The organism is Cupriavidus sp. KK10 (genome assembly GCF_018223725.1).
Classification (GTDB): domain Bacteria; phylum Pseudomonadota; class Gammaproteobacteria; order Burkholderiales; family Burkholderiaceae; genus Cupriavidus; species Cupriavidus necator.
The window spans coordinates 5,862,400-5,886,083 of sequence record NZ_CP073677.1 but is presented as its reverse complement, the minus strand read 5'-3'; the positions used below and the strand labels follow the sequence as shown (position 1 = coordinate 5,886,083).

Annotated in this window: 18 protein-coding genes and 1 pseudogene; 7 read left to right on the top strand and 12 right to left on the bottom strand. The window is 56.8% G+C overall.

Annotation, left to right across the window (positions count from 1 at the left end; genetic code table 11):
• Positions 1-200: 200 nt before the first annotated feature.
• Together KB879_RS27405 and KB879_RS40470 are read left to right on the top strand one after the other, a co-directional pair.
• On the top strand, positions 201-2,456 hold the full coding sequence (locus KB879_RS27405; RefSeq protein WP_211980229.1) for an McrB family protein: 2,256 nt from the start codon (positions 201-203) through the stop codon (positions 2,454-2,456).
• Between the two features lie 90 nt (positions 2,457-2,546).
• Positions 2,547-4,016 carry a DUF2357 domain-containing protein gene (locus KB879_RS40470; RefSeq protein ID WP_211980228.1) on the top strand — a complete coding sequence of 490 codons (1,470 nt, stop codon included), beginning with the start codon at positions 2,547-2,549 and terminating at the stop codon, positions 4,014-4,016.
• 90 nt (positions 4,017-4,106) lie between these two features.
• Here KB879_RS40470 and KB879_RS27395 read toward each other — a convergent pair whose 3' ends face one another.
• Positions 4,107-4,481 (bottom strand): PHA-granule associated protein 4, encoded by a 375-nt coding sequence (locus KB879_RS27395; RefSeq protein ID WP_211980227.1) that lies wholly within the window; start codon positions 4,479-4,481, stop codon positions 4,107-4,109.
• A 260-nt stretch (positions 4,482-4,741) separates the two neighbouring features.
• On the opposite strand from KB879_RS27395, the gene KB879_RS27390 reads away from it, so the two are divergent.
• The gene (locus tag KB879_RS27390; RefSeq protein ID WP_211982324.1) at positions 4,742-5,059 is read left to right on the top strand and encodes an H-NS histone family protein; all 318 of its coding nucleotides are present in this window, start codon (positions 4,742-4,744) and stop codon (positions 5,057-5,059) included.
• A gap of 161 nt (positions 5,060-5,220) precedes the next feature.
• Here the strand turns inward: KB879_RS27390 and KB879_RS27385 are convergent, their stop codons facing one another.
• The 8 genes from KB879_RS27385 to KB879_RS27350 all read right to left on the bottom strand — a co-directional run bounded on the left by KB879_RS27385 (position 5,221) and on the right by KB879_RS27350 (position 11,869).
• Entirely contained in the window at positions 5,221-5,604 is a 384-nt protein-coding gene (locus KB879_RS27385) for a RidA family protein (protein ID WP_211980226.1), read from the bottom strand.
• Between the two features lie 13 nt (positions 5,605-5,617).
• The gene (locus KB879_RS27380; protein ID WP_211980225.1) at positions 5,618-6,841 is read right to left on the bottom strand and encodes a pyridoxal phosphate-dependent aminotransferase; all 1,224 of its coding nucleotides are present in this window, start codon (positions 6,839-6,841) and stop codon (positions 5,618-5,620) included.
• Positions 6,842-6,947: 106 nt separating this feature from the next.
• Positions 6,948-7,922, bottom strand: coding sequence for a threonine/serine dehydratase (locus KB879_RS27375; protein ID WP_249221348.1), 975 nt, complete (start codon positions 7,920-7,922; stop codon positions 6,948-6,950).
• A 97-nt stretch (positions 7,923-8,019) separates the two neighbouring features.
• Complete coding sequence (locus KB879_RS27370; protein WP_211982322.1) at positions 8,020-8,748, bottom strand: amino acid ABC transporter ATP-binding protein; 729 nt, start codon at positions 8,746-8,748, stop codon at positions 8,020-8,022.
• A 74-nt stretch (positions 8,749-8,822) separates the two neighbouring features.
• On the bottom strand, positions 8,823-9,479 hold the full coding sequence (locus tag KB879_RS27365) for an amino acid ABC transporter permease (protein WP_211980223.1): 657 nt from the start codon (positions 9,477-9,479) through the stop codon (positions 8,823-8,825).
• Between the two features lies 1 nt (position 9,480).
• Positions 9,481-10,191, bottom strand: a complete 711-nt coding sequence (locus tag KB879_RS27360) for an amino acid ABC transporter permease (protein ID WP_211980222.1) — start codon at positions 10,189-10,191, stop codon at positions 9,481-9,483.
• A 23-nt stretch (positions 10,192-10,214) separates the two neighbouring features.
• Entirely contained in the window at positions 10,215-11,102 is an 888-nt protein-coding gene (locus KB879_RS27355; protein WP_211980221.1) for an amino acid ABC transporter substrate-binding protein, read from the bottom strand.
• A 35-nt stretch (positions 11,103-11,137) separates the two neighbouring features.
• Positions 11,138-11,869 carry an HAD family hydrolase gene (locus KB879_RS27350; RefSeq protein ID WP_211980220.1) on the bottom strand — a complete coding sequence of 244 codons (732 nt, stop codon included), beginning with the start codon at positions 11,867-11,869 and terminating at the stop codon, positions 11,138-11,140.
• Between the two features lie 142 nt (positions 11,870-12,011).
• Between KB879_RS27350 and KB879_RS27345 the strand changes: the two genes are divergently transcribed.
• Positions 12,012-12,695 carry a GntR family transcriptional regulator gene (locus tag KB879_RS27345; RefSeq protein WP_211980219.1) on the top strand — a complete coding sequence of 228 codons (684 nt, stop codon included), beginning with the start codon at positions 12,012-12,014 and terminating at the stop codon, positions 12,693-12,695.
• Positions 12,696-12,969: 274 nt separating this feature from the next.
• Here KB879_RS27345 and KB879_RS27340 read toward each other — a convergent pair whose 3' ends face one another.
• Together KB879_RS27340 and KB879_RS27335 are read right to left on the bottom strand one after the other, a co-directional pair.
• The gene (locus KB879_RS27340; protein WP_211980218.1) at positions 12,970-13,305 is read right to left on the bottom strand and encodes a single-stranded DNA-binding protein; all 336 of its coding nucleotides are present in this window, start codon (positions 13,303-13,305) and stop codon (positions 12,970-12,972) included.
• A 58-nt stretch (positions 13,306-13,363) separates the two neighbouring features.
• Positions 13,364-14,599 carry a hypothetical protein gene (locus KB879_RS27335; protein WP_211980217.1) on the bottom strand — a complete coding sequence of 412 codons (1,236 nt, stop codon included), beginning with the start codon at positions 14,597-14,599 and terminating at the stop codon, positions 13,364-13,366.
• Positions 14,600-15,484: 885 nt separating this feature from the next.
• On the opposite strand from KB879_RS27335, the gene KB879_RS27330 reads away from it, so the two are divergent.
• On the top strand, positions 15,485-16,144 hold the full coding sequence (locus KB879_RS27330) for a hypothetical protein (protein WP_211980216.1): 660 nt from the start codon (positions 15,485-15,487) through the stop codon (positions 16,142-16,144).
• A gap of 298 nt (positions 16,145-16,442) precedes the next feature.
• Here KB879_RS27330 and KB879_RS27325 read toward each other — a convergent pair.
• Positions 16,443-16,647: pseudogene (locus KB879_RS27325) on the bottom strand (IS3 family transposase); the annotation flags it as partial.
• 1,414 nt (positions 16,648-18,061) lie between these two features.
• Between KB879_RS27325 and KB879_RS27320 the strand changes: the two are divergent.
• The gene (locus KB879_RS27320; RefSeq protein WP_211980215.1) at positions 18,062-21,136 is read left to right on the top strand and encodes a hypothetical protein; all 3,075 of its coding nucleotides are present in this window, start codon (positions 18,062-18,064) and stop codon (positions 21,134-21,136) included.
• Positions 21,137-22,212: 1,076 nt separating this feature from the next.
• Positions 22,213-23,016 (top strand): hypothetical protein, encoded by an 804-nt coding sequence (locus tag KB879_RS27315; RefSeq protein WP_211980214.1) that lies wholly within the window; start codon positions 22,213-22,215, stop codon positions 23,014-23,016.
• Positions 23,017-23,684: the final 668 nt, after the last annotated feature.

The window sequence follows — 23,684 nt, the reverse complement described above, 5'->3', positions numbered from 1 at the left end:
TCCAGGAGACTAAGGGCTTCTATTTGGATTCGGCCGAGCCTGTGCTATCGGTCCGGATGCTTTTTCAGTGCCTAATGGGAAGGCATACCTCTGTTCGGGGCTGTTCTTGGGCCTAAAAGGTCGAAGCCGTTGACTTCACAATATGCCAGTATCATCCTATAACCTTGCACCGTCTCACAAGAACAGGAACGGGAGAAAACTTGAACGGGAAACTGGAGAGCGATGCTGCGCTGAAAGCTCAGCTAAATGCCGCCCTAGCCGGGGCCGCAGTGTCCAAAGGCGCTCAGGATTGGTACTCGAGGTTGGCCGCCTTCGTGGCCGAGGTTAAAGCTGGGATTCCCAGCAAGCTCGATGATGCCAATTTTTTGAAGAAGTTATGGGACGACAATCCGGTCGCCGCTACAGGAATGGGCTCCGTCAAGACGGCGCCGGCTCTGGCTGATGCCACCTTTCGAGATTGGTTTGCAGCCGAAGTGACGAAACCACTGCCACCGGACCCCGTGGCGGCAGAGATTCAACTTACGGCGCTCTACGATGGACTTCGGGACCGCCTTAAGGTTCTCTGCGGACGTACGCCGCGTTTGAAACTCAATCGTGTGCTGTGCGCTATATACCCTGAGCACTTCACGACAGTCGCCGACCCCGGCAAGCTACTATTTCTCCACAAGGAGATGGGTGGGGCGGCCAGCGACCATCCTGTTAGAGCGCACAAGGCGATTCGCACCCGTATCGATACAGTGCTCGGGCTGGTCAACGATACCGACCCCGTCGACATCGTGCGGAGGATTTGCCTGCCGTGGATGGTCTATGAGCGCATCGCGGACGATGGCATCGGTGATACGCCGATTGACCCGACGGAGCAAACAGCGTCGCTGACACCAGTACCTGCGACATTGCGGCGCAAGGGACTGACGTCCATGAAGGGCGGCTTCCAGACACTGCTGGGGTACCTTCCTGAACTCAGCGAGGGCGTTTCCAAAGAAGAATTCTCGGACATCATCAGGCAGAGCAACCCCGAACTCGCCCCGAGCAGCCTCATCACCTGCATCAACGTCGTTTCTCGAGAGTTTGACCTGTGTAAGCGCGACGGGGACACCTACCGGCTAAGCGCTCGTGGTATCAACTTGCTTGAGACGCAAGACCCAGACGAACTGGCTGACCACCTGCTAACCAAGATTCTTGGTGTCGACCACGTAGTGAAGGTATTGGACTCTGCGCCGCAGAGCAAGGCTAGCCTCGTCGCAATGCTTCAGAAAGTACACCCTGGCTGGACGTCTGATTTTGCCCCGACTTCACTGCTCGGATGGCTGACCAGTCTCGGGGTCATTGAGGTCGGCGATAAAAAGCAGTTAGAACTCACCGAACGCGGCAAGCGTTGGGCAGAACTTGTCACCTGGGAGCCAGAGAGCCTACCCGCGCCGACGGAGCCGGTGGTCGAGGTCAAGGGAGAGACTTCCGACGCCACGCAACTGCCGGCGTTTCCCGAGTTATGGCAACGCCTTTCTGCATTGGTTGCTGGAAAGCTCGTGCTGGAGAAGTCACTGGTCGCTCAACTCCACGCTGGACTCTGGTTTCACCCCGTTCGGCACTTCGCCGTTCTAACCGGCATTTCAGGGTCCGGCAAGACTCAGTTGGCGCTGAACTACGCTCTGGCGCTGGGCAATGTCGACAAGTACGACCATGACCGAGTCCGAGTTATCCCTGTCCAGCCGGGTTGGTATGACCCAAGTCCTTTGCTCGGCTACGTCAATCCCATCCAGGACTCATCCTACAGAAGCGCCCCGTTCCTTGACCTGCTGCTGCGCGCGGCCGCAGACCCCGAACATCCCTACGTAGCGATTCTTGACGAGATGAACCTCTCCCATCCGGAGCAGTATTTGGCACCAGTGCTATCCGCGATGGAAACCTACGGATGGCTCGACCTTCATCAACTCAGTGAAGAAACCACGCCTATCCCGAGGCGCGTGCGTTACCCAGCCAATCTCGCCATCATCGGCACCCTGAACATGGATGAAACCACTCATGGTCTGTCCGACAAGGTGCTTGACCGTGCCTACACACTCGAATTTTGGAACATCAACGTGCAGGACTTTCCGGGATGGGCCACCGCTCCGCTTGCCCCGGCGCTAAAGGAGAAGACTCAAGCTCTTCTCACTGCCCTCGGCGAGGCCCTTGCGCCAGTACGACTGCACTTTGGCTGGCGAACAATTAGCGACGTGCTGAGCTATCTGGCATTCCAGTCTGCATTCGCGCCATCCGAGACGGCTGCGCTCGACGACGTTGTGTACGCCAAGGTTCTACCGAAACTACGCGGTGAGACCTCTGCCAAGTTTCAAAAGGCACTTCAGGAAACTCATAAAGTTCTGGCAGACAACGGACTCGCCAGGTGTTGCGGCAAGGTTAAAAGTCTGCAAGAAGACCTCGTCGCAACGGGCTCGGCCCGTTTCTGGCGATAGGCTCGAGAGGGGCCAGTGGTGCTACGCATTCGAAGAGCCGACATACAAGACAGTGGCGTCTGGGCTGAAGTTCAAGCGCATAAGGTCCTAATGGGACTTACTGAAGACACGGACTATGTGCTTAGTGTCGGGCGTCCCGATGCTCGAGTGTATGTTGACGATGTCGAACTACGCCGCGATGGCTCATCGCTGTTCCTGTGGCGGCCTAGCTTTTACGCAGGGACGGTGGTGGTCGATGTTATTCTGCCTGGCGAAGTTAGCTCTCAATTTTTACTGGACGTCAGCCCGAGCCCTTCCAAGACCGGTCAATCCGAGTTCAATGCAATGGTCTCGGATATCAGGGCTTTCGACCAGACCCTGTTGAGCGGCGCGTCTTCGGCGACAATGGCGTTTGGACGGGAAGGACGTACGGGCAAGTATGAGAACGACATCATACTCGCTCGCTTGAGAGAGTATGGGCCGTCGTTTCTTGATTCGGTCGAAACGATTGGGCGCTCCCCTCATAGGTTTCTATCCGCCGACACCAAGGTACTCCCTCTCTCGCGGGTACGGCGACTGCATCATACATCGCTGCAGGACAGGCGGCTGGCTGCTATTGCCACTGGACGCGTATTGGGCACGGAGTCGATGGACTCGTTCCAAGTCAATAGTCGGACCTCTGCACCAACGTTCGACACTCCCGCAAACCGGTCAATGCTTGCGCTCTTGCGGCGTTTCCGAGCCGCCGTCTCATCCATACGTGAGAAAGTCTTGGACTCGAAGCTTGGAAGCCCGCTGGAAGAGCAGCGTCTCCGTGCTGGGCCACGACTACGTGACTTGGACAGCTTAGCGCAGCGCACACAGCAGCTGATGTTCACGCCACTATTTCGTGAGGTCACGTCCAGCGAGACATCGGCAGCTGGCCTTACACAAATAGCGGCGCAGCCTGCGTACAGTCGGGCCTACCGCCTTGGTTGCCGGGCGCTCCTAACGGAGGTTGAAGGAGGCCACGACAGCGACCAGCTGCATGTTCCCCCATCATGGGGAATTTATGAGACATGGTGCTACCTTTGTGTTGCGCAGTGCGTCACCGAGGTCACCGGCGTGACACCTATCGAGGCAGCACCCAAGGCGGTTTCAGCTGAACGCGCTCTGCGATTTGAGCTAGAGGACAAACGGTGGCTCGAAGTCCTTTTTCAAGCCACGTTCCCAGCCCTCAAGACACCGGCGACGCGAATTGGATGGAGCTTATCTAGGGAACGTCGGCCGGACATCGTGCTCATTGACAAGGGAGAGACTGGCCCACGAGCGCTCGTCTTTGACGCAAAGTGGAGAAGAGGGAGAGAGAACGTACTCGATGCCATGGAGTCCGGCCACATCTATCATGATGCCCTGAGAGTCGATGGGGCGTCGCCTGCACCGTGCCTGTTGCTCCTCCCTGGGCAAAGCTCGGTTCCTGAGTTGGAACAGGATGCATATGCTTACGGGTACGGTGTGGGTGCAATTAGTTCCGTGCGAGTTGAAGGAACTGGTAAAGCGCGAATCAGCGAAGTACTTAAGGCTTGGCTGACTAGTGATTGAGCGCCGGGGTCAAGGCCAGGTCTGCCGACCTTAGGCTGGCTGCCTCCAGCTCAGCAGGTCCTTGACCGGCGATGGTGTGTTCTGGCGTCGCTATTCGGACCACTCCGCATCCACTTCTCGCAACAAGTGACCTGCAAGGACGTAGTCCCCCAACTGCGCTGCCTTAGCCTCCAGCCGCTCAAGCTCGGCTGCGGGTAGCTCGCTCAATTCGAACCGACAGTACAGGTTCCTTTGCCGGAACGTCGCTTTTGGCCGCGATAGCCCTGCGACCAAAGCCGCCGGCGAGCTGACGGCAATATTTTCGTGCCCGCGATACTCAACGCGTATTCCGCGCTTGTCGCCAAGGCGGCCAAGCTCGATTGCGTCTTGCCATCCCGCCTCATAGTCCAGTTCCACCACCGTGACTCCCTCTGTTTCCAGGAGCCTCAGTGCCTCCCCTTTGGTGCCAGCTCGAGCTGTCGCCATTCTGTCCTCCACTGCATCTCTCGGCGGACACATCCCACTGGTCCGCTTCAAACAAAGCGCGTGACTATTTGGGCGCCACTTTGGTCCTGGTCACATATTGCACCAGCATTGTAAGCGGAGGAACAGCTTTCCTTGCGGGAGTCTGGCTCGGCGAGTGGATTGGGGCGGTGCATTCGTAATAATTTTGCGAAATGCGAAACAGGCGGCGCCAGAAATAGAAATAATCTATGATTGCGCCGTACACATTACTGGAGGAAAAAATGGCTACCTACAAGCAACTCGTCGCAGAAAAAGAAGCGCTTGAAGCAAAGCTCGCGGAGATGCGTGCGAGCGAAACCGCTGGTGTCATTGAGCAGATTCAAGGCTTGATGGCAGAGTATGAGTTGACGATTGACGACATTGCCACAAAGCGTCGCCGTGGCCGGCCGGCGGCTGGCGCCAGAAAGGCGGCCGCCAAGCCGAAGACTGAGTTGCCACCGAAATATCAGGACCCCAAGACTGGTGCCACTTGGTCCGGACGCGGGCGCGCACCGGCTTGGCTTGGCAAAAATCGCGCCAAATTCTTGATTGCAGAGTAGCGGCCATTGGCTACTGTCTTACACGGATGTGCGACGGTGGTCTATCACCACGCGAGACTTCTTCACGGGCCAGCAGGAAGGCGAACTGCATTTGCTTCGCGTCGGGCCAGAGTCTCTCGAAGCTGGCTCTGGCCAACGGTCAACATTACCGAAGCAGTTATCTACTCGCTACGGTCAAGCAGGATTGCATCAACTTCGATGTCGAACCCGACAAGGCCACTTTGAACAAGTGTCCTTGCGGGGGGCGGGTTGTCTACGTACTCGGAATATATCGCATCGAACTCCTTCGCATCGGCAGGATTCTTCAGGAAGACATTCACTTTGACGGCATCTTTCAGCGAGAGCCCAGCGGCCCGTGCCGCAGCTTCGAGATTGTCAAGTGTCATCCTCGCTTGGAACGAGAATGGTTTGTCTCCGTGTCGAACGTTCCCACAATCGCGCGGCGTCTGACCCGAAAGGAAGACAAGTCCGCCCGCATTGATAGCAACGCTGTAGGTGCCTGCCGGCACAGGTGCACTCTGACTTGAAAAGACTTGGCGACTCACGAGTGCTCTCCCTTCAGTCCCGGTAGCGATGGACCAGTTCCACAATTCTCTCCACCGCCGCAACCGCCGCCTCGTGATTCTGCGAGAAGTTGAGACGAATGCTATCTGTCGAATCGGGGCAGAATTCGGTTCCGGGGGTGACGATAACGCTGGCCTGGTAGCGCAAATTACGAACGAATTGGTGGAGGGTGACTGCAAGCTTGGGAAGGCGCGGGAATAGGTAGCTTCCTGCCTCGGGCACGCGGGTAATGACGTCGCCTGAAGTGCCCAGCACCTGAATGAGGTCGTCGCGGATTGCCTGGTGCTTTGCGATGCGGTCCTGCATCCAGTTTGCATGTTCGTCGAACCATGTTCGCAGGACCGCCTGGGAATACCCAGGTGCACGCAATGAGACGATAGCCTGAAGTTTTTCCATGCGGTCAATGAGCCGAGCGCTGCCAAAGGCGACGCCCAAACGGTAGCCGCTCAGCGACTCAGTCTTCGACGGACCCATGATGGTGACAACGTTCGAATTGTCGATATCCGTCGCTCTCAGGTGCGAATAGACTCGTCCGGGATAGAGCAATCGAGAATACAGTTGGTCGACAATGACGGTCGCGCCATATCGATTGGCCAACGTTGCAATTTGTTGAATCTCGTCCTGCGAGTATATGACGCCGGTTGGGTTGTTCGGGTTCGAGAAAATGAACGTCTTTGCGCCAGCCTTGAATGCTGCCTCGAGCTGGCTCAAGTCAATACCAGAATGGGATTCATGGCCGAGATAGTCCAGAGTAATCGGAACGATATGGCCGCCCATGAATTCAACTAGCTTGCGGTTTGCAAAGTAGTCGGGGCGAACAATCGCAACTTTGTCTCCGGCGGAGACCGTTGCCGCAACTGCTAGGAATAGCGCGCCTTGGGTGCCGGGGGTGATGATAAGCTCAGTAGCAGCGGACACGGGCGCACCGGTAAAGGCTGCGAGGTGCGTCGCGAGAGATTCGCGGATATCTGCGCGCCCGCGATACTCGGTGTAGGCTTGTTCCCCACCGCTCTTGACGCCGCGAATGAATTCATCAAGGGAGCCGGGCGTCGCCTCAAAGGCGCTGCGATTGACATCACCATGAGAGAAGTCGACGGGGACGCCTGGCAGAGAGTCGCCACGCAGTTCTGAGCTGTCAGTCGTCGAGCTTTGGCGTACTTCCTGGCCTGGTGCGTTCTCGGTGCCCAGCTTGGCGAATTTCTCTTCAATTTGACTCATGATTTCCTTCTTGAGAAGTTGGAAAGGTCGGTTCTACGTACGCGGAAGTGCTAGTGCGGCCTCCCACCCAATGGCAGTCGGCGCGGCTCACAAGCACGGAGGCTCGCTAGCTTGCGGTAGGTGAGAGGCTGGAATCTGCCTGTGGCTCCTGCAGCAACTGAGAGAGCAGAGGCAAATCGACATTCCCACCGGAAAGTACGACTACAGCGTCGTGTCCGTTCAGGTTCATCCGTCCAGCCAGCAAAGCCGCCAATGCAACGGCACCGCCCGGTTCAACCAGTACGCGGAGCTCCTCGAGCGCAAAACGCATGGCTGCGACGACTTCCTTATCCGAGACGGCAACTGCGCTATCGAGCCGGTGCTGGTTTATGGCATAGGGAAGCTCAGCTGGCGTGACAGCTTGCAGGGCGTCACAAATAGAGTTAGCGCCCGGAGAATTCCGTTCACGTTTGCCGTTTCGAAGCGAGCGGACTGTGTCATCGAATTCTTCGGGCTCGGCTGCGACCACAGACGCGCCCGTGTCAAGTGCGTTGAGTACGATTCCGCAGCCCGCCAAGAGGCCGCCGCCTCCGCAGGGTGCCGCGAATGTGCGAAGGTTCAACAAGGCGTCGGCAGGAAGGTCCTCAAGAGCCTCTAACGCTACTGTTCCTTGGGCAGCCAGAACGTCGGGATGGTCCCCGGGAGGGATGAGGGTCCCGCCTGCTTCTGCGAGCAGTTGCATGCCGATTTTTTCGCGGCTCTCATGCTTGCGGTCGTAGTGAACGATTCGCGCGCCCTGCGCCAATGCGCGTGCAACCTTATTGCGAGGAGCGTCGGCCGGCATCACGATGGTCGCGGGCATGCCAAGCTGCTTTGCGGCCCAAGCAATCGCTTGGCCGTGGTTACCGGTCGAGTAGGCGACTACGCCGCGCTCCCGCTGACTACCGTCAAGAGCGAGCAGGGCGTTGAAAGCGCCGCGGGCCTTGAAAGAGCCGGTTACCTGGAGGCATTCGGCTTTGAGCCATACGCGCGCACCTACTAGTTGCTCCAGCCGTGGAGAACGCAATAGTGGAGTGCGGACTACGTATGGTGCAATGGCCATGGCGGCGCGACGAACGTCGTTGAAACCTGGGACTCGCAGCGAGCCAAGAGTCTCGTGGTCAATATGAGATGGGATGGGGTGCGTCATGATGCGCGACTTAGTGAGACATGATTCGCGAAAGGAAGTCCTTCGCGCGTGGTGATGCCGGCGCCGAGAAGAAAGCCTCCGTTGATACGTCTTCGATGATTTCGCCGTGGTCCATGAAAATCATGTGGCTGGCTGCGCGGCGGGCGAATCCCATCTCATGGGTCACGACCGCCATCGTCATGCCTTCCTGAGCGAGTTCCTGCATCACCCCGAGAACTTCGCCAATCATCTCCGGGTCAAGCGCGGAGGTTGGTTCATCGAACAACATGACAGTGGGGTCCATGGCCAATGCGCGAGCGATGGCGATGCGCTGTTGCTGCCCTCCAGAGAGTTGTGCAGGATAGGCGTCGATTTTGGTGGGAAGACCAACGCGTTGCAGCAGCACCCGTGCGCGGGACGCCGCTTCATCTCGATGGCGCCCGAGAACCCGTACGGGAGCGAGACAGAGGTTTTCGAGCACGCTGAGATGGGGGTACAGTTCGAAATGCTGGAAAACCATACCAACGCGAGAGCGCAACTTATGGAGATTTGCGCCGCGTTCGGTGAGTTCCGTTCCATCGATGCGGATACTTCCGCCCTGAAATGGCTCCAGGCCGTTGAAGCATTTAATGAGAGTGCTCTTGCCGGACCCCGATGGGCCGCAAATCACAGCGACTTCTCCTCGGCGAATCGTCAGACTGCACCCCTTGAGAATGGGTGTATCGCCGTACGACTTGCGAAGTTGCGTCACTTCAATCATTGCATCGATGTCCTGCCGCAGATGCGGACCGGGGACGGGGGCGGTTGCAGCAGCGTTTGGAAAGCTAGTGGGGGTCATGCACGGCTCCAGCGCCGCTCGGCAAGGTGCGCGAGCGTGGAAAAAGTGGCACAGATAATGAAATAGACGATGGCGGCGAACAGGTACATCTCCACCAAGCGGTTTTCACGCGTGGCTACAATGCCTGCCGACGTCATGAAGTCGCGCAGCGAAATGACATAGACCAGTGATGTATCCTGGAACAGGATTACGGCTTGAGTGATAAGCACCGGTAGCATGTTTCGCAGGGCTTGGGGCAGTACGACGAAGCGCAATGCCTGATAGGGTCGTAAGCCAGATGCTGCCGCTGCCTGCCACTGGCCAGGGCGCACGCTCTGCAGTCCTGCTCGTAGAATCTCCGAGTAGTACGCAGCTTCAAAAAGCGAGAACGCTATCAACGCGGACGGCAGCGCTCCCACGGGGCGACCCAATACAAGTGGCACTAGGAAATAGAACCAGAAAATCACCAGAATCAGTGGTACGGCTCGGAAGCCATTGACATACAGGGCTGCCGCACGTGCAAGCCAGGGAGGACCAGAAAGGCGCGCAACAGCTAGTGCCAGCCCCAATACCATCCCGGCTGCCATGGCCACAAGCATGAGGAATAGGCTCATTGCCATTCCATCGAGTAAGAATGACCAGCTTCGTGAAATTGCAGAAATATCAAAGTCCATGTCATGCGCTCCGCATTCCCGGAATCGCCAAACGCCTTTCCAACTTGCGCATGCCGTACGTTACCGAGAGCGCCAAGGATAGGTAGACCACTGTGGCGGCCGTGAAGGCTTCGAATCCGTTGAAGGTGTAGCTCTCAATCTGCCGACTTTGAGCGGTGAGCTCATAGACGCCAATGGTCAGCGCTAGAGCGGAGTTCTTGAATACAGTGAGGAACTCCGATGTCAACGGGGGCAGTACGATGCGTATGGCTTGTGGCAGCAGTACGTAGCGATACATTTGCGGGACCGTAAGACCCGACGCGCGTGCAGCGGACGGCTGGCCACGAGGGATGGAGCGGATTCCCGCACGTACTTGCACGGCTACGCGGGCGGCAGTGAAGAGTCCGAGCGCCGCTATCGCATTCCAGACCTCGGGATGAGGCAGGTCCCGCTTGAGCCAATCGCCAGCCGCCGTGGGCAGCAACTCCGGCAGCACAAAGAACCACAAGAAAAGCTGCAGAAGAAGCGGGACGTTTCGAAAGCACGCTACGTATACCGGTGTAATAAGTCGGATGCGGCTCGGAAGCGAGCCGATGACTCCCAGGACGACCCCGAGTCCTAGGGCGAAAGTCCATGCGGCCAGCGAGATAATGAGTGTCGCTACCAGGCCTTCAATCAGCCATCCGAGGTAAGGTTCCGCTACGAGTACGGACCAATTCCAAGCGTAATTCATGGTCGGTTTCCTCTACGGGCGCGTCACTCTGCCAGGGCCGCGAGCTTGAAGGCTGCAGCCAAGTCATTGGACATCGGCACCTGCAGCGGGGAGAACCATCTGTCGTAGGAGGCTTTCAGCTGACCATCACGCACTTCTCGCGCGATGGTGGCGTTCACAAGGCTCAGAAACACCGTGCTGTTCTTCTGAATCATGAGACCGTAGGGGTCGAAGGACAGGGCCCGTCCCACGACTTCATACTCGGAAGGATTCGGTGCGCTCTTGCGCAGGCCGAACAACAGGATGTCGTCGGTGGAGAACGCGTCCACGCGACCCGTCGAAAGAGCAAGGAAGCCTTCGGCGTTGTCACGCACGGGAACGATGCGAACGTTCAACTTCTTGGCCTCGATGAGCCCCTTGACCAGGCGTTCGGGTGTCGTATTGATTGGCAGTGCTACCGCTTTCCCAATCAGGTCTTCGACCTCGCGCACGCGGGAGCCCTTGCGGACAAGGAGTCGAGTGGTGGAGATAAAGTGTGGTGCGCTGAAGTCGACCTGCTGCTGTCGTCCCAGCGTGTTGACTGTAGAGCCGCATTCGATATCCACAGTGCCATTTGAGACGAGAGGGATTCGGTTCTGAGGATTCACCGCCACGAAGTCCACCTTCAGGGTCGGTGCCTTCAGGCGCTGTCGGACGTCTTGCACGACCTTCATGCAGAGGTCAATCGCATAGCCGACGGGCTTTTTCTCGTCGTTGAGGAACGAGAAAGGAATTGAAGTCTCTCGATAGCCAATCGTGATTACGCCTTTGGACTTGATGCGTTCGAGTACCGGGTCGGTACTTTGTGCGAAGGCCTGGGCGCTGGTCAGGCAAGCGATGGCGAAGGGCGCGAACGCAAGCAGCGCGCGTGCAGTGAGGCTGGTGGTCTTCATGGTGGTGTCTCCCCAATACTTTTACGGACGGACGACTATCGAGCGTCGACTTCCTTCGTGCCTGTCAGAACCGCTACCAGTTCTGCGAGGCTCGACACCGTCAAATCCGGACAGGCCTCTGCGGCACCTTCGCCAGACAGGCCGAGCAGACGGCCAGGGCGATTAATCCAGGCGCTGCGCAGGCCGAGTTTGTTGGCGGGCGTGATGTCTGCTCGCAGGCTTTGACCCACGTGAAGAATGCGGTCGCGTGCGACGCCGAGCCGCATCAGGTCGCCGATGCCGGTATCGAAGTGGGGCCAGTCCGGCTTGTAGGCGCCTACGCGCTGGGCGGTTACCACCACGTCGAACTCGAAGTTCAGGATGCGGCACGAAGTGTTGAGCGAGGCGACGTCGATGTTGCTCAGTGCGCCAATGCGTGCCGACTGTTGCAGTTGCTTGAGACCATCGCGGCTATCTGCGAAAGCCGGCCAGGTGTGCGGGCTAGCGGCGAATTGGCGCCGGCGGTCAACGTTGACCGGCACCTTGAACTCGGCGCAAATGATGTCGAAGCATTTGGTCAGAACCTCTGGGTAGAGGTGAGCGGGGCGCTCCTTCTGCACACAGGCTCGAGCGCCATCGAAGGTCATCACCAGCGTCTCGGCGTCGGCAGTGACATTGTTCTCGGCAGCCCAGCGGAGAAGAAAGTCGGCGATAGAGGGCTCCCAGTCAATCAGAGTACCGTAGACGTCAAACGTGATGGCGTCGAAGTCGGAAAGTTTGAGGGTCATGCTAGAGCTCATCCTGAGTCATGGTTAGGGAATGTCCGCTACTAACGATTATCGATAATCGTTAGTCGGTAATCGGGAACTTACGCCTCGCCAGGAAGTGTGTCAAGATTTGGTTGTGTGGAACTTGGATGGGGGTAAACCCGTGGTGCAGCTTTCTTCGTTGGCGCAAGCAGTGCAGGAAAAGCGCCAGCCAATCTCAAATGTGGTGGCTGATGCACTTCGCGAGGCGATATTTAGTGGCGTCTTCAAGCAAGGCGAGCCATTGCGACAAGACGCGATTGCGAAGCAGTTCTCTGTTAGCCAAGTGACCGTACGTGAGGCGCTTCGGCTGCTTGGTGAGGAGGGAGTTGTAGAAATTGTGCCGAGACGTGGGGCAATCGTCGCATGCTTGTCAGAAGACGATGTACGTGAAATCGTCGAGTTGCGCGTCACGTTGGAATCGACGCTGATTACGAAGGCGATTCCGAATCTGACGGCCGCAGACTTTGCAGAGGCGGAGCGGATTATTTCTCAGCTCGAAAAGGCTAAGAACCTCGAGGAGCAGCTAGCGCTCAATGTAGACTTCCACGGCCATCTATATGCCAAGGCGCAAAGGCCACGGACGCTCGCTACGCTTGAACGGCTTCGGGTAGCGCTTGAGCCGTACCTGCGTATGCTGTGGACGCGGTCGGAGTACAAGTCTGAGTCCCAGGACGACCATCGAGAAATACTTGGCTTGTGTCGTGCTGGCAACGTGCGCGGCGCACAGCGCGTCCTTGCTTCTCATATTTCACGAACTGGCGAAGCCATCATTAGCTTACTGCCGACTCACGGTGCTCGTAGTTAGATTGTTGCGGCGACTCGGCTCGGGCAATTGGTGTGCAAGTTTGCCCGCCACGATGACGGTACCGACGAATTCGCGCCCCGAAAGACCACATCGACGCGCGTGACTATCTTCTTGGTCACCCGTCGCGCGCAGAAGGCTTCGTGCCGTGACACGCTATACCTGACTTCGACTCCGGCTTGACAAGGGTTCATGGTGCCCAAGTTCGCTGACTCGGTAACGAGCCACGTAAGTAAGCAGCCACCCGTCAACGGGTGGCTGAAATCAAAATCAATTCCTAGCCCTCTTGGGCCACCACCGCCTCTGCCGTGGCCGCAGCTTGTTGCGTCGGCTTGGCTATCTTTGTCGCTTCAAAAGCGATGATGAGCAGCGTGCCGGTGGGCTTGCCCTCGCGCGACAGATAGAAGTCGGTCTTCAGCTTCCCAGTGACCTTGACGAAGTCACCTTTGGCCAGCCCGGGGTCCACATCTTTCATGATTCGCACTGTGTACCAGGTCGGGTCATTGTCAGCGCCGCGCTGGCTTTCGCAGACGCGAAATTCATAATAGCCCTTGCCGGACGCTTTCGTTTCCTTGCGAACAGGCGCGGTCGCTACGTTACCAAATGCTTGCATTTTTAGATGTCCTCGATATCGTTTGTCGATGGATGTCCATCTCCTCGTATAGCGAGCACTACGAAGTCAGGTTTCGGACAACGTCAGGAAGTGGTGAGGTGACAGGCTGCCACGGGCCGAAAGCGCTCGGGCGCCGGTATGGCAGATAGTTCTCCCCGAGCCATCCGGTAAGAGGGTGCTTGTTTTTGGCGTCAAGCCGGACCTTCGGGAGCCAGGTGGGGAGCAGTTGAATGATGACATGACCGACACATTGTTCGACAAGACTCGTGCGGCCATCGGGATGTCGACGTTCCAGTAGGGCACGCACCTCAAAAATGCCACCGTCGATTTCATGGAATGCGCGCGAACCAGTGGTCAGTGGTTGGCTGTTCGAAGCTACTACTTGCGCGCGTACGAGTGCCAACGCCCGCTTCAGAATACGCTCTGTCTTTGCATGTACGACCACTCGACGCAGGACATGTCCCGTCGCAATCTTGCCTCCGATGCGTTGAACAAGAGCGACGAGCGACGCTTCGCGGTCGTCGCCTCGCTTGCTTCTGTCGATTTCGAACCACGTGACACCGTCTGGCTCGTAAGCAAGCACATCGGGCCGAAGAAGAAGGCTGCGTTTCTTCCCAGAGACATCCAAGAAGCCTTGTTTAACCGGCTCGCCGTCCTTGCGGCCTTTGTTCAGGTTTTGAAGCGCTTCGGACTCAGTGTGCGCTGCTAATCCACGCACCTCGCAAGCGATAGTGATGAAGTGCATCCAGAGGGCATGCTCTGGATTTGTCATATCTGCACAGCGCCGAACCGACGCAGCCGCATCGACGCCGTGGTCATCGAGCCACCGAGCGCCGGCTACAGTAAGTCCATACACATGTTGGAAGCGGTCTGTACGGTAATGCAGCAAGAGCTTTTCTTTCTTGAGCTTGCGCATAGCATTTTGTGCTGCTGTCAGCGCGGCCTTGAAGGGGCGTTCCGGAAAGCAATGGAGCGCGACATCAATCGTGCGAATGATGCGAAATCGATTCGCGATTGAGAGGGCGCGTAGGTGGATAGCCTGACGAAGGTAGTTAGTGGGTATGGTGGCGGCGAGACCTCGGTCAACTGACTGCCTTCCGCGCTTACCGGCTGTGTGTCGAGCAGATACGCTCCCAGCTGTCTCGGCGTCATCAGCAGGCGTGACGCGTGATACCGGGTGCGATGTAGCCATGTCACCGGAAGGTGTGTCCGTGGAATCTGCTGTGAGTGCCGCGCGCATACCGATGTTGGCATCGTCGGGGGCGGCGTTCGGTGTCGTCGAGGATTGGCGCATAGTGTTGCTCCGGATATGAGTTTACGAGGCCACCGGGTCGTCGTTCGCCTCGTCGGGCGCACAGGTGGTGGTTCTTCCTGTAGCAACACCGTACTAACCAGCTATAAATAGCTGCACACCACATTGCGTCCGGTAAATGTTGGTGCACCCGATGCTTCGTAGCGCGGCCGGATGAGGGCAGGGGGCAGCTGTCTATTCCCCGCATCCAGCCTCACGCGCTTGGGGCGCGTGGCACCGACGCTTCCGTCGCGACGTACCTCAAAGCGATTGTTCCTTCTGCCCGGCTGCGCCGGTGCGAAACCCCCGCCGCCCGACAACCCTTTTTTCGATGCCATCCGTACTCTCATCGGGCGGCAGCGCAAGTGTGCTTTCGGCGTGCCGTTTCATCGTCGGCTGCCCCACGCTGCGCAAGCAAATGTTTTCCCGGCGCAGCGCGGGGACCCCGCGCCGGATGCAATGCTCTCGCTGCCGCGCTCGCATGTGTCATCAATGTCGCACGCGCTGGGCGGGCGGCGGGGGTTTCGCCCCCGCTTGCCGCGCCCGGTCGCGAGCAACTGTTCTCCCATAATCGTTCGACCAACGTCGACCGCCCCTTCCTGCACGCAACCATTCGTGCCATCAATGCCCGCGGCTGCACGCCGCGCCGTCCGCCTGCTGGTCCTCCAAGGAGCAGTTCTTTGGTGCCATCAGGCCAGGCGTTTGCGGAAGCCGTCCTGACCAAGGCTGAGGGCTCCGTCGCTTGTGTGCCTTAGTGATACCCGAAAGCGTAGCCCACTAGCGCAGGCAAAGTGCTCCGCATGCACTCGGCACGTAACGGTGGGGCCGACCTGATGTATCGCGCGCGCCTATACGTGGCATCACTCACTAGACATCGGGAGGTGTCACATGCATGCAAAGAAGCGAGGCAACCGCGTCAACCTTTATCGTTCCAGCTATGTCCGAAAAGGCGAGAATGGCAACACACATGGCTACGCGGTCTCAGCGTTTGTCGGGAGCTTGCCTGTCGACTCGCGGGAAATTCCCCCATTGCTGGCAAAGACGTTGACGGCAGAGGAGCGCCAGTACGTAGAGCGTGTCGTCATTGAGCCCGCTTTGCGTGCAATGGAGGAGAAACAGCGGGAAGCACAGGAGCGGGAGTGGGACCCCCACTGGCGCATTGATGAAGCATTGAGCCTACTGCGAGAGGCGAGCGAACGAATTCTTGAGGGCTCCGTGGCTGCTGATGCGGGTCAGGTTGCCCGTCTATGGAAACTGGTTGGCGAAATTGGTGGAGTTAGAGACCTGCCGCCGCCGGAGGCGAGCATCAGTAAGTCAGATGCAGACCCACTGGGGGATGCGCTAGCGGCTGTGCAGCGAGCGGTGCAATCTGTGCGCGCTGGTCACTATGGCCCTGCGCCTGAGTCGGGGATGAAGTCCACTAGTGTCTATCTGGCTTGGAGTGCAATCACGTCTGCTGTAGGCGGGCGCGCCGAGGACAGTCTGTTGCGCGCGCTGCAGGGCGAAGGGTGGGTACGACAGGCTGCTCCGCGCGCTAGTTTAGGCTGACGTCCCGCAAGCGGATTCGGTGGGCAGTCTGAAAAATAGCATGAGGGACTGCCCTCTGGGTTTTACGGGCAGGAACGGATGCCTCGAACTAGCTCGCGCCTATAGCGTGGATGAGACGCTTCTCATGAAATATGAGGCGGACCTGGACGCATACATGCTGGGGTAGGTCCCTGTAGCGGCTTTTCTGTGGGTAACCAAACGGCGTCAGGCGAGGAAATGGCCCGCGGGGAGGATGCCTGAAGGATGCGTTCCTTCATCAGTTGCAGCGTGGGCTCCCCTTACTTCTGTCTTTTGTGTCCGCCGGCTGTGCTGAGGGTGGCTCGGGCATTAAGGCCGTCTAAATCCCGCTTCATGGTCGTCACAAAGCTCTCCGCCATGCTGTGCTCCGTTGACTGCACACCGGCGTGGTCAGAGGCTTCAAACCGATGGCCGAGGCGAATGCGCCTGGTATTTTCCGTCGTGTAGCCTGGGCCGTTGTCGCTCAGCCATTCCATTTCCGGCGGCGGGGCGCGCTTCATCCATCATCGTCGAGCGGCTACGCCGCAGCATGTTCACTAGTGTGCCGGGAGTTGATTGCAGCCATCGAAGATGCGTTGCTCACTACAACCCACTGCTTGCAAAAAAACCGTTCAGTACCCAACTTCATGGGGGGTACTCAAGATTTGTCAACTTTGGTCGATACCACACATCACATATACACACATACCTTTGAAAGGACTTGCGAATGGCCGGAAAAATGTGCCCCAGATGTGGGGAGCAAACATTTTTTGAAACGCTGGAAGGAAGTGTTCGCGATGCAGTCACACCATGACGCTGCCGGCCAACAATGGCAAAGGCGGGCAGGGCGCGCGCTGCTCGAATTGCGGCGAGAACAAGGGTATTTAATGGAATCTGTCGATACATGGTGCACTACGCTTCTAGCGCATCGCTTCTGCTGACTCTGGATTGAAGCGTCGGCGTCCAACTTGGCCTCCGGCTACCTGCTTACTCAGGAGGTAGCCTCTGCGAACTAGCCGAACGCCTCCCGATTAGGGTGTCACCGCTCGGGTCCTCCGAGAATGCGTGTGCTTGGGGGACTTCATAACAATGCTGCCCTCGGAAGTTGGCTCTTCCAGATGACGAAGGAGGGCGCCGTGTTTGCGGAAGAACTGCCAGATGCATAGCGACCGTGCTAAGGCACCGGCGCAAAAGCGCCGGCTCAAACCGCCAGCGCGGCATCACCGCGGTGTTGCAGCACCTCAGGCTTCGCGAGCAAACCACTCTGGCAGAGCGCGAAGTCGCTCCGTAAGCTGGCAGAGCCAGCCTTCGCAGTTTGAGGTTCGTACCACCCGCTGCGCTAAGCATCGACTCCAGAGCCTGCCACGCCTGTTCGACGTTACTCGGCTGATACGACTTCCCTTCGGAATTTCTCGCCAGAAAGGCTGTAGAGGTCGCGCTGCACCGACCTCTACCATAATCGCCAAAGACGTGCCAGCGCTCCGACAGTTGCTTCTTCTGGCGCTGTCGGCCGCATGGTCGTACTGGCTGAGAGTCTCCTCAATGAGACGCATTCCCGGGCGGTCGGACCCTGTTCATGCTAAATCTGACAGACAGCCCAGGCGCATTCGTCGCCCTGCTCCATATTCCACCAGTGCTCAACGCTCGGCTCATGGCCGCAGCTTGTGGCATCCCTGTAGACACCGCCAAATCCGTCCGCCAACGCACTGACGATATGCCATTGTTGTGCAACCCACATCGCTTTAGCCAGTGCCTCGGAAATCAAAAAATATGTGCCCGGTAGTGGCAAGCGAGGTAACACGGGCGGCTGGGGCGTCTCGGAGGGATGGATTCCTTAAGCTTAGCCTTGAAAGGAGCACATGCACGGCCTAAAGTACTTTGTTAGACACGTATAATCTTGTGCTAAGGGAGCCTACCGCAATGGCCAATGGTCACATAACTGAAATTGCCATGGTACTCCAAACGGAGACAATGGCTCTCGTCCCTGATAATGCAGTAGACCCGGTGGTCTTCAAAAAACCATTCGGCGAAACATCAACGCCAATTGGCAGCCGAATCAAAATTTCCGAACATAGCGTTGAAATTGGACAGTTGAATGGTGAATCCGCAGCCGTTCTCTTTGAAGTGGAAATCTCAGGATTTCAAGTTATCCTAGAAAGCGGAACTTCGCCGCACGCAGATTATGACGGAAGAAAAAATCTGAAAACTGTCAAGATATTTGCAGACACTTTAATTATTAAATCACCGTTCCGACTGCCTCAAACAAATGTAGTCATTTTCGCGCGCATCATCAAATTCATCAATGATGGGCGCATTGAGAGCACACCCCCTGCGAATACCGTCGTACCGGCACCAGCCAATAATGGGACACCAAGTGGTGGAAGTCCCGGGCTCTCTGCCGGAGATATCACTTGCCTCGCCGGGTCCATCGACATCAGTTTGTCCACAATTCCTAAAGTGCTTCTCGCGAACGGTGCGAATGGGCAGCCAGGTGGCGCGGGGACTCCACCTGCGCCAGGCACGCCAATGCCTCCCGTAGGAATAAAAGAAGTCTATGATGGAAAAGTCTTCGTTGAGCATAATGACCCGAACCTAGGACACTGCGGCGTTCCAGTCCCTGCCGACGACCCGAACATGCCATACGCGATTGTCTATTTTGAGACGAGACACTTCGGAGTAGGACAGGTAACAGTTGGGCAAAAACAATTCCCGGGTGACGGGATACCTGGGGTTCCTGGGGGCTTGCCGGGACAAGGCGGAAATGGCGGAGCCATCAAAATCAACAAGGAAGAGCTGAGTCCTATTGTCGACAACTCCGGTGGTTTGCCTGGCACTCCGTACATTGACGTGCTGACCCCCGGCCCAGTTGGTACGCCGAATCCTTCCTATCATGTGTACTGTGGCGCGGGTTGGGTTGAGAACCACTCGGAGCGCCACGATGCAGTGCCAGGTCCTCCTGCTCAAACGCCGCATAATATAGCAGGTCCACCCGGAAGTTTAATCGTAGTGAATGACGAACTCGCTTGGGTACATCCTCGTGGTTTTAGTTGGCTACTTATTCATGGCGAGGACCTCTTCTTCTCGCGAATGCTTCCCGAGGCGAACGACATCTTTTCCACGTGCGCGAACACAATCACACGCTTCTTGGAACTATACCCAAACGGTGAATATGCTGGGGAACTATCCAATCTTCTCCGACGCTCCCGCCATCGATTAGCACAGTTAGCGCTTGGCATGGATTATTTTGGGAAACCGTTGGGATGGATTCCTTTGCTTTCACTCGAAGTCAGTCTAAGCGCATACAGAGAAGAGAAAAGCCGTGTCGCAAACGCGAAATACCTTTCTTACTGGCTCGGGGAAACTATAGAGAGGGCAGATAAGCGTGCGGCGACGTTGCACCTGTTATTGGATGATTCTAACAAGAAATTAAAAGAGTTCAAGGCAAATGTCAACAATATACGTCTCGTCAAAATCCCTCTAGCTCAGCACAGACTCGCGGAAATATCCGCGCTTCAGGAATTAGTTTACCAACAGCTTTTATTACGCGAGCAGGCACTTAAGGCCCTAGCGGAACACAACGCGGAGCAAATGGAGAGAGCTGAGCGTGCTAGGCAGCATTTGCACATCGTTGCAGTGGTACTAACTCTCATTCCAGTCATTCAACCCGCCGGCGCCATGATGGGGGCGGCAATAGAGGGTATGGCAGACAACAAGGATATTTTGTCAATCGTCAAAAACGTGGGGGCGGCGTATCTCAGTGGCGCGGAAGGCCTTAAAGGATTAAATGACCTTGTAAACGGCATCGATGGCCTCGACTTTTCCACGCTCGATTCCATAGAAAAGACAATAAACGAAGTTCCCGCGGGTGCGAACGAGTCGAGGGGGCGAAAGATAGTAAAAGCCGCGGCAGAGGTCTATGACAAGGCAACTGAGTTCCTGGAGGAAAAGAGTAAATCGACAGTCTCGACCGACCTTGCTGCCAAGCTCCTTGCACAGTACGAGGCTGCAGACCCAGAGTTTCAGCAATACAGCGCAAACGCCAGAGCTTTGCTGCTCGCAAAACAGGAGGTGTTCGCAGCCTTCCAAGACCTTCAACAATTCGCAATTGATAGTGTACAAGCCATCTCCGAGCACGTACGGCAAGTCGACCTCGCTGTGACCGCGCTCCGGGAGGCAGAGGGCGGTCATAATTCCGCTGTACTCACTGCGATTAGAGAAGCAGAAATTTCGGCCGATAGAAGACTTCGGTACTACCTGTATTTGGTTGCTTTGGCCTATGAATACAGGTTACTTAAACCGTACACTGAGCCTTTGCTAGTTGAACTTCATTATGAGGAGCTTGTTTCCTCGGCACGGGCAAATAATATACCCTTGACTCTCGAGAAAATAGAGACCTTAATGGAGGCGTACGACAACATCCTAGCGAATATCACAGAATCGATAGTTCATCGATATCTGGAAGAGCAACATCCCATCGAGCATTCGCAAAGCAAGGTTATCGCGCTTACGACCGATGAGTGCGTCCGGCTAGGACGAGGCGAAAGCATCGTGCTCAATCCCGTGTTACGCCCGGAATTTCAAGGGCTAAGTATTGAGGAGCTTCGTTTGCTACGCGTCGATATTCCTGCAAACTCCATGGTAGTTCAAAACCCACCCGTGAATGCTATCGATGTGCTTGTGAGGCATAGCGGTGTCTCCCGTATCACTTCAAAAGGGACCCGGTACGGGTTCCGGCACATTGGATATGATGGCAAGAAATTGATGACCTGGCGAACCACTGTGTATCTCGCTACCGGCGCAACAGAGCCTCAAGCGGATTCCGAAGCGGAAAAATCTCTATTCGCAACCGTGTTAAAAATAGACGATGATAATTTGAATTTATTTGCAGCGCCAGGCCTCGACGCGGACCTAGTGCTCTCGATTGAGCCCTCGGAAAACCATATATCGATTAGTCAGCTTTACCTTAGGCTCTCATACACGTTTTGCGAATCGTAAAGGTTATGAAATGGTAATTAATTGGCAGAGATTCTTGGCTACAGATGGAAAAGCCCCGTCGGTAGGCTCATTCGTAATTTCGGTCATTATATTCCTTTCAGTCAGCTCTACAGCGGGTGCCACGGAGATAGTCGGCAAGAAAGAGCCGGGAAAATGGGTGGCGCGGAATTTTGCCCAGGTCAACATCTCATGCACGCAGTCGTGGGAGTGTATTGCCGGCAACAACATCCTCCACGGTCCGGACACGGTGGTAAAAGTGAGCCCCTCAGAGGGGACCCAAGGGGTTTGTAATGCCGGAGGCGGCGCCATTGATAGCTGTAATTCCTGTGCTGCCGCGCCACCTAGGACTGCGTGCGAGTATTGGCTCGAAAGGCGACCTAATTAAGCGTAGTCCCACCAGTATTCTCTGGCGTAATTCGACTTGCGCAGCACCCGCGGAGTATGCGAAGTTCGCCCTTTTTCCCGCCGTTCGCTCAGCCCTAGTTCAGCAATTCGTACAGCGTGAAGAGCCTCCAAGCCCTTTTTGAAAGCTGGTGCAATCGAGATGGCCTAGAAGCTCATAGCCATCGACTTCGCTGGTTAGGCATCGTAGCGTTGCTCCCCAAGCTGAGTCATTGTCAGGCACGGTTCCGATTGTTCCGGCCATCAGAAAGCTTGTCTTCTGCTGTGGGCCAGACCATGTCGTGTTGGGGCGGCGGGCATGCGAGAAACTCAAAAGGCTAAACATTTCCATCTACACGAGCCGGTATGTCGCCTTGAGGCGCGTACCGGCACGTGTCGGCTCGCCAAGCCCACGTGTTCCTGAAAACATTTCGGAACACCCATGAAAATCCTTGACCTCCACGAGCTTGCAGCTCTTCTTGGCCGTAGCCCGGAAACGATTAAGAAAGATATTCGACGCAACCCTCGCGCGGTGCCACCGCGCTTGCACATCCCGGGAACTCGACTTCTGCGCTGGCGTGAGGAGGATGTGGCTGCCTGGCTCGCAGGATATGTTGTCGCCGGCGCTCCCGTCTGCGGAATCGGGTCAAGGGGGGTATCTGTCGGCTCTGTCAAATCACCGGAGTAAGCTGCATATGAAGAAGGCCGAGCGCTTCATTTCTTTTGCGGAAGCCAGATTTAACGAAGAGCAGGCGTACCGCTATTACCCAAAGACCCGCGAGGGATTCTGTCTGATGATGCCAGCACTGCTGCGCAGTGCGGTGTTTTCCCTCGGAACCCCGTGCGGCATGGTCGACAAGACGTTCCCCGTGGCGCGCTTTGACAGCATCGACGTTTCTAGCGACGGCAGTGTGCAATACAAGGGGCCACAGCTTGGTCAGTTTCATAAGAGGGTCGTGCTTGGCTTGCTAAAGCTTGCTGAAGGGGCCTTGGGTGATGTCACGCTCGACTTCCACGCCAATACCTTTCTTGAGGGTATTGGTCGCGACGTTTGCACGGCGAACGTGGAAGTGTTGCGTAATACCGTTGCCGACCTGCGCACCGGCACGTTTATCCTGCGCAATTATCCGCTCGACCGCGGTTGTGCCTTTGGCTTTGTGAGTGCGGTTGAATGGGACAGGCGCAAGTTTACCGTGTCCATGGACCGCCGGGCGGCGTCGGCGCTCGCCGAGAAAAGGAACTCCTTCTTGTGGATGGTAACGCGCAATCGACTTGCGGATGGTCTGCAGACTGCGCTATTTGACCTGTTCTTTGCCACGAGACAGTTCGACTATCGGCTGGCCGACCTGGCCGCTATTTGGGGAAGGGAAGTAAAGGAGTTTGGTCGCGACGCTCGACGAGCGCTCGATACGATGTACAAGCTTGGTGCGTTGAGCGAGTATGAGTGTTCGCGGGGACGGATTAAAGTCAAGACGATGCTGCCGTTCCCACGACTCTAAAATGCATCATTAGACTGCTTTTCATCGGTCCGCCAAAGAGTGAAATGACCCCACCTTTGTTAAAATAGGTGGGGTCATTTCACTTGTTTTGATGGGAAATCGAGGGTGCATTTCGCCCGGATAGTGAAACGACCCCACTTTCTCGCCCGGAAACCCGCGCCAGGCTTGGGAGTTTTCCGTTCATACTATTCGCCGTACGCATTTTGCGCACGGCTCACAAGCGCCTAGTCGCGCTGTTCGCTGCTCGACGCAGCTGCGCGGATTAAGTTTGATTTGTGTGTAGACTCCAAGTCTTACTAAATCGGATGTAGAGCGCTTGGTTTTACAGGGTGGGGGCCTTTCAAAAATCCGACTCTCCGGGGGAACGGGGCGCCGCCCTCGGGATGCTGGACATCCCTACTAGCTAAGAGCGGAGATTCGATAGCTCTATAGCCGACGGGAGCGCACGTTTGGAAGCCTTACAGAAGCTCAGGGTGTGTGGCAGGAATAAGCAATCCAATTGCCACAGGCGAGGGCTAAGAGCGCGCAAGTGCACGCGAAACGCGTGCACAAAAGCCCATCGGTGTCGCCCTCTCCGGGAGACGCCACGGGTGCAAGAAAGAGCTTCGAACTCTGTTTTCCATGGCTGAGGGCTGGGAGAGCCCGTCAGCGCGCGATACGCGCGCTCA

Excerpts from the sequence above, each read along its gene's own strand:
- KB879_RS40470 (WP_211980228.1), top strand. The coding sequence starts at position 2,547 with ATGGGACTTACTGAAGACACGGACTATGTGCTTAGTGTCGGGCGTCCC.
- KB879_RS27395 (WP_211980227.1), bottom strand. The coding sequence starts at position 4,481 with ATGGCGACAGCTCGAGCTGGCACCAAAGGGGAGGCACTGAGGCTCCTG.
- KB879_RS27390 (WP_211982324.1), top strand. The coding sequence starts at position 4,742 with ATGGCTACCTACAAGCAACTCGTCGCAGAAAAAGAAGCGCTTGAAGCA.
- KB879_RS27380 (WP_211980225.1), bottom strand. The coding sequence starts at position 6,841 with ATGAGTCAAATTGAAGAGAAATTCGCCAAGCTGGGCACCGAGAACGCA.
- KB879_RS27375 (WP_249221348.1), bottom strand. The coding sequence starts at position 7,922 with ATGGCCATTGCACCATACGTAGTCCGCACTCCACTATTGCGTTCTCCA.
- KB879_RS27370 (WP_211982322.1), bottom strand. The coding sequence starts at position 8,748 with ATGATTGAAGTGACGCAACTTCGCAAGTCGTACGGCGATACACCCATT.
- KB879_RS27365 (WP_211980223.1), bottom strand. The coding sequence starts at position 9,479 with ATGGACTTTGATATTTCTGCAATTTCACGAAGCTGGTCATTCTTACTC.
- KB879_RS27360 (WP_211980222.1), bottom strand. The coding sequence starts at position 10,191 with ATGAATTACGCTTGGAATTGGTCCGTACTCGTAGCGGAACCTTACCTC.
- KB879_RS27355 (WP_211980221.1), bottom strand. The coding sequence starts at position 11,102 with ATGAAGACCACCAGCCTCACTGCACGCGCGCTGCTTGCGTTCGCGCCC.
- KB879_RS27350 (WP_211980220.1), bottom strand. The coding sequence starts at position 11,869 with ATGACCCTCAAACTTTCCGACTTCGACGCCATCACGTTTGACGTCTAC.
- KB879_RS27340 (WP_211980218.1), bottom strand. The coding sequence starts at position 13,305 with ATGCAAGCATTTGGTAACGTAGCGACCGCGCCTGTTCGCAAGGAAACG.
- KB879_RS27335 (WP_211980217.1), bottom strand. The coding sequence starts at position 14,599 with ATGCGCCAATCCTCGACGACACCGAACGCCGCCCCCGACGATGCCAAC.
- KB879_RS27330 (WP_211980216.1), top strand. The coding sequence starts at position 15,485 with ATGCATGCAAAGAAGCGAGGCAACCGCGTCAACCTTTATCGTTCCAGC.
- KB879_RS27320 (WP_211980215.1), top strand. The coding sequence starts at position 18,062 with ATGGCCAATGGTCACATAACTGAAATTGCCATGGTACTCCAAACGGAG.
- KB879_RS27315 (WP_211980214.1), top strand. The coding sequence starts at position 22,213 with ATGAAGAAGGCCGAGCGCTTCATTTCTTTTGCGGAAGCCAGATTTAAC.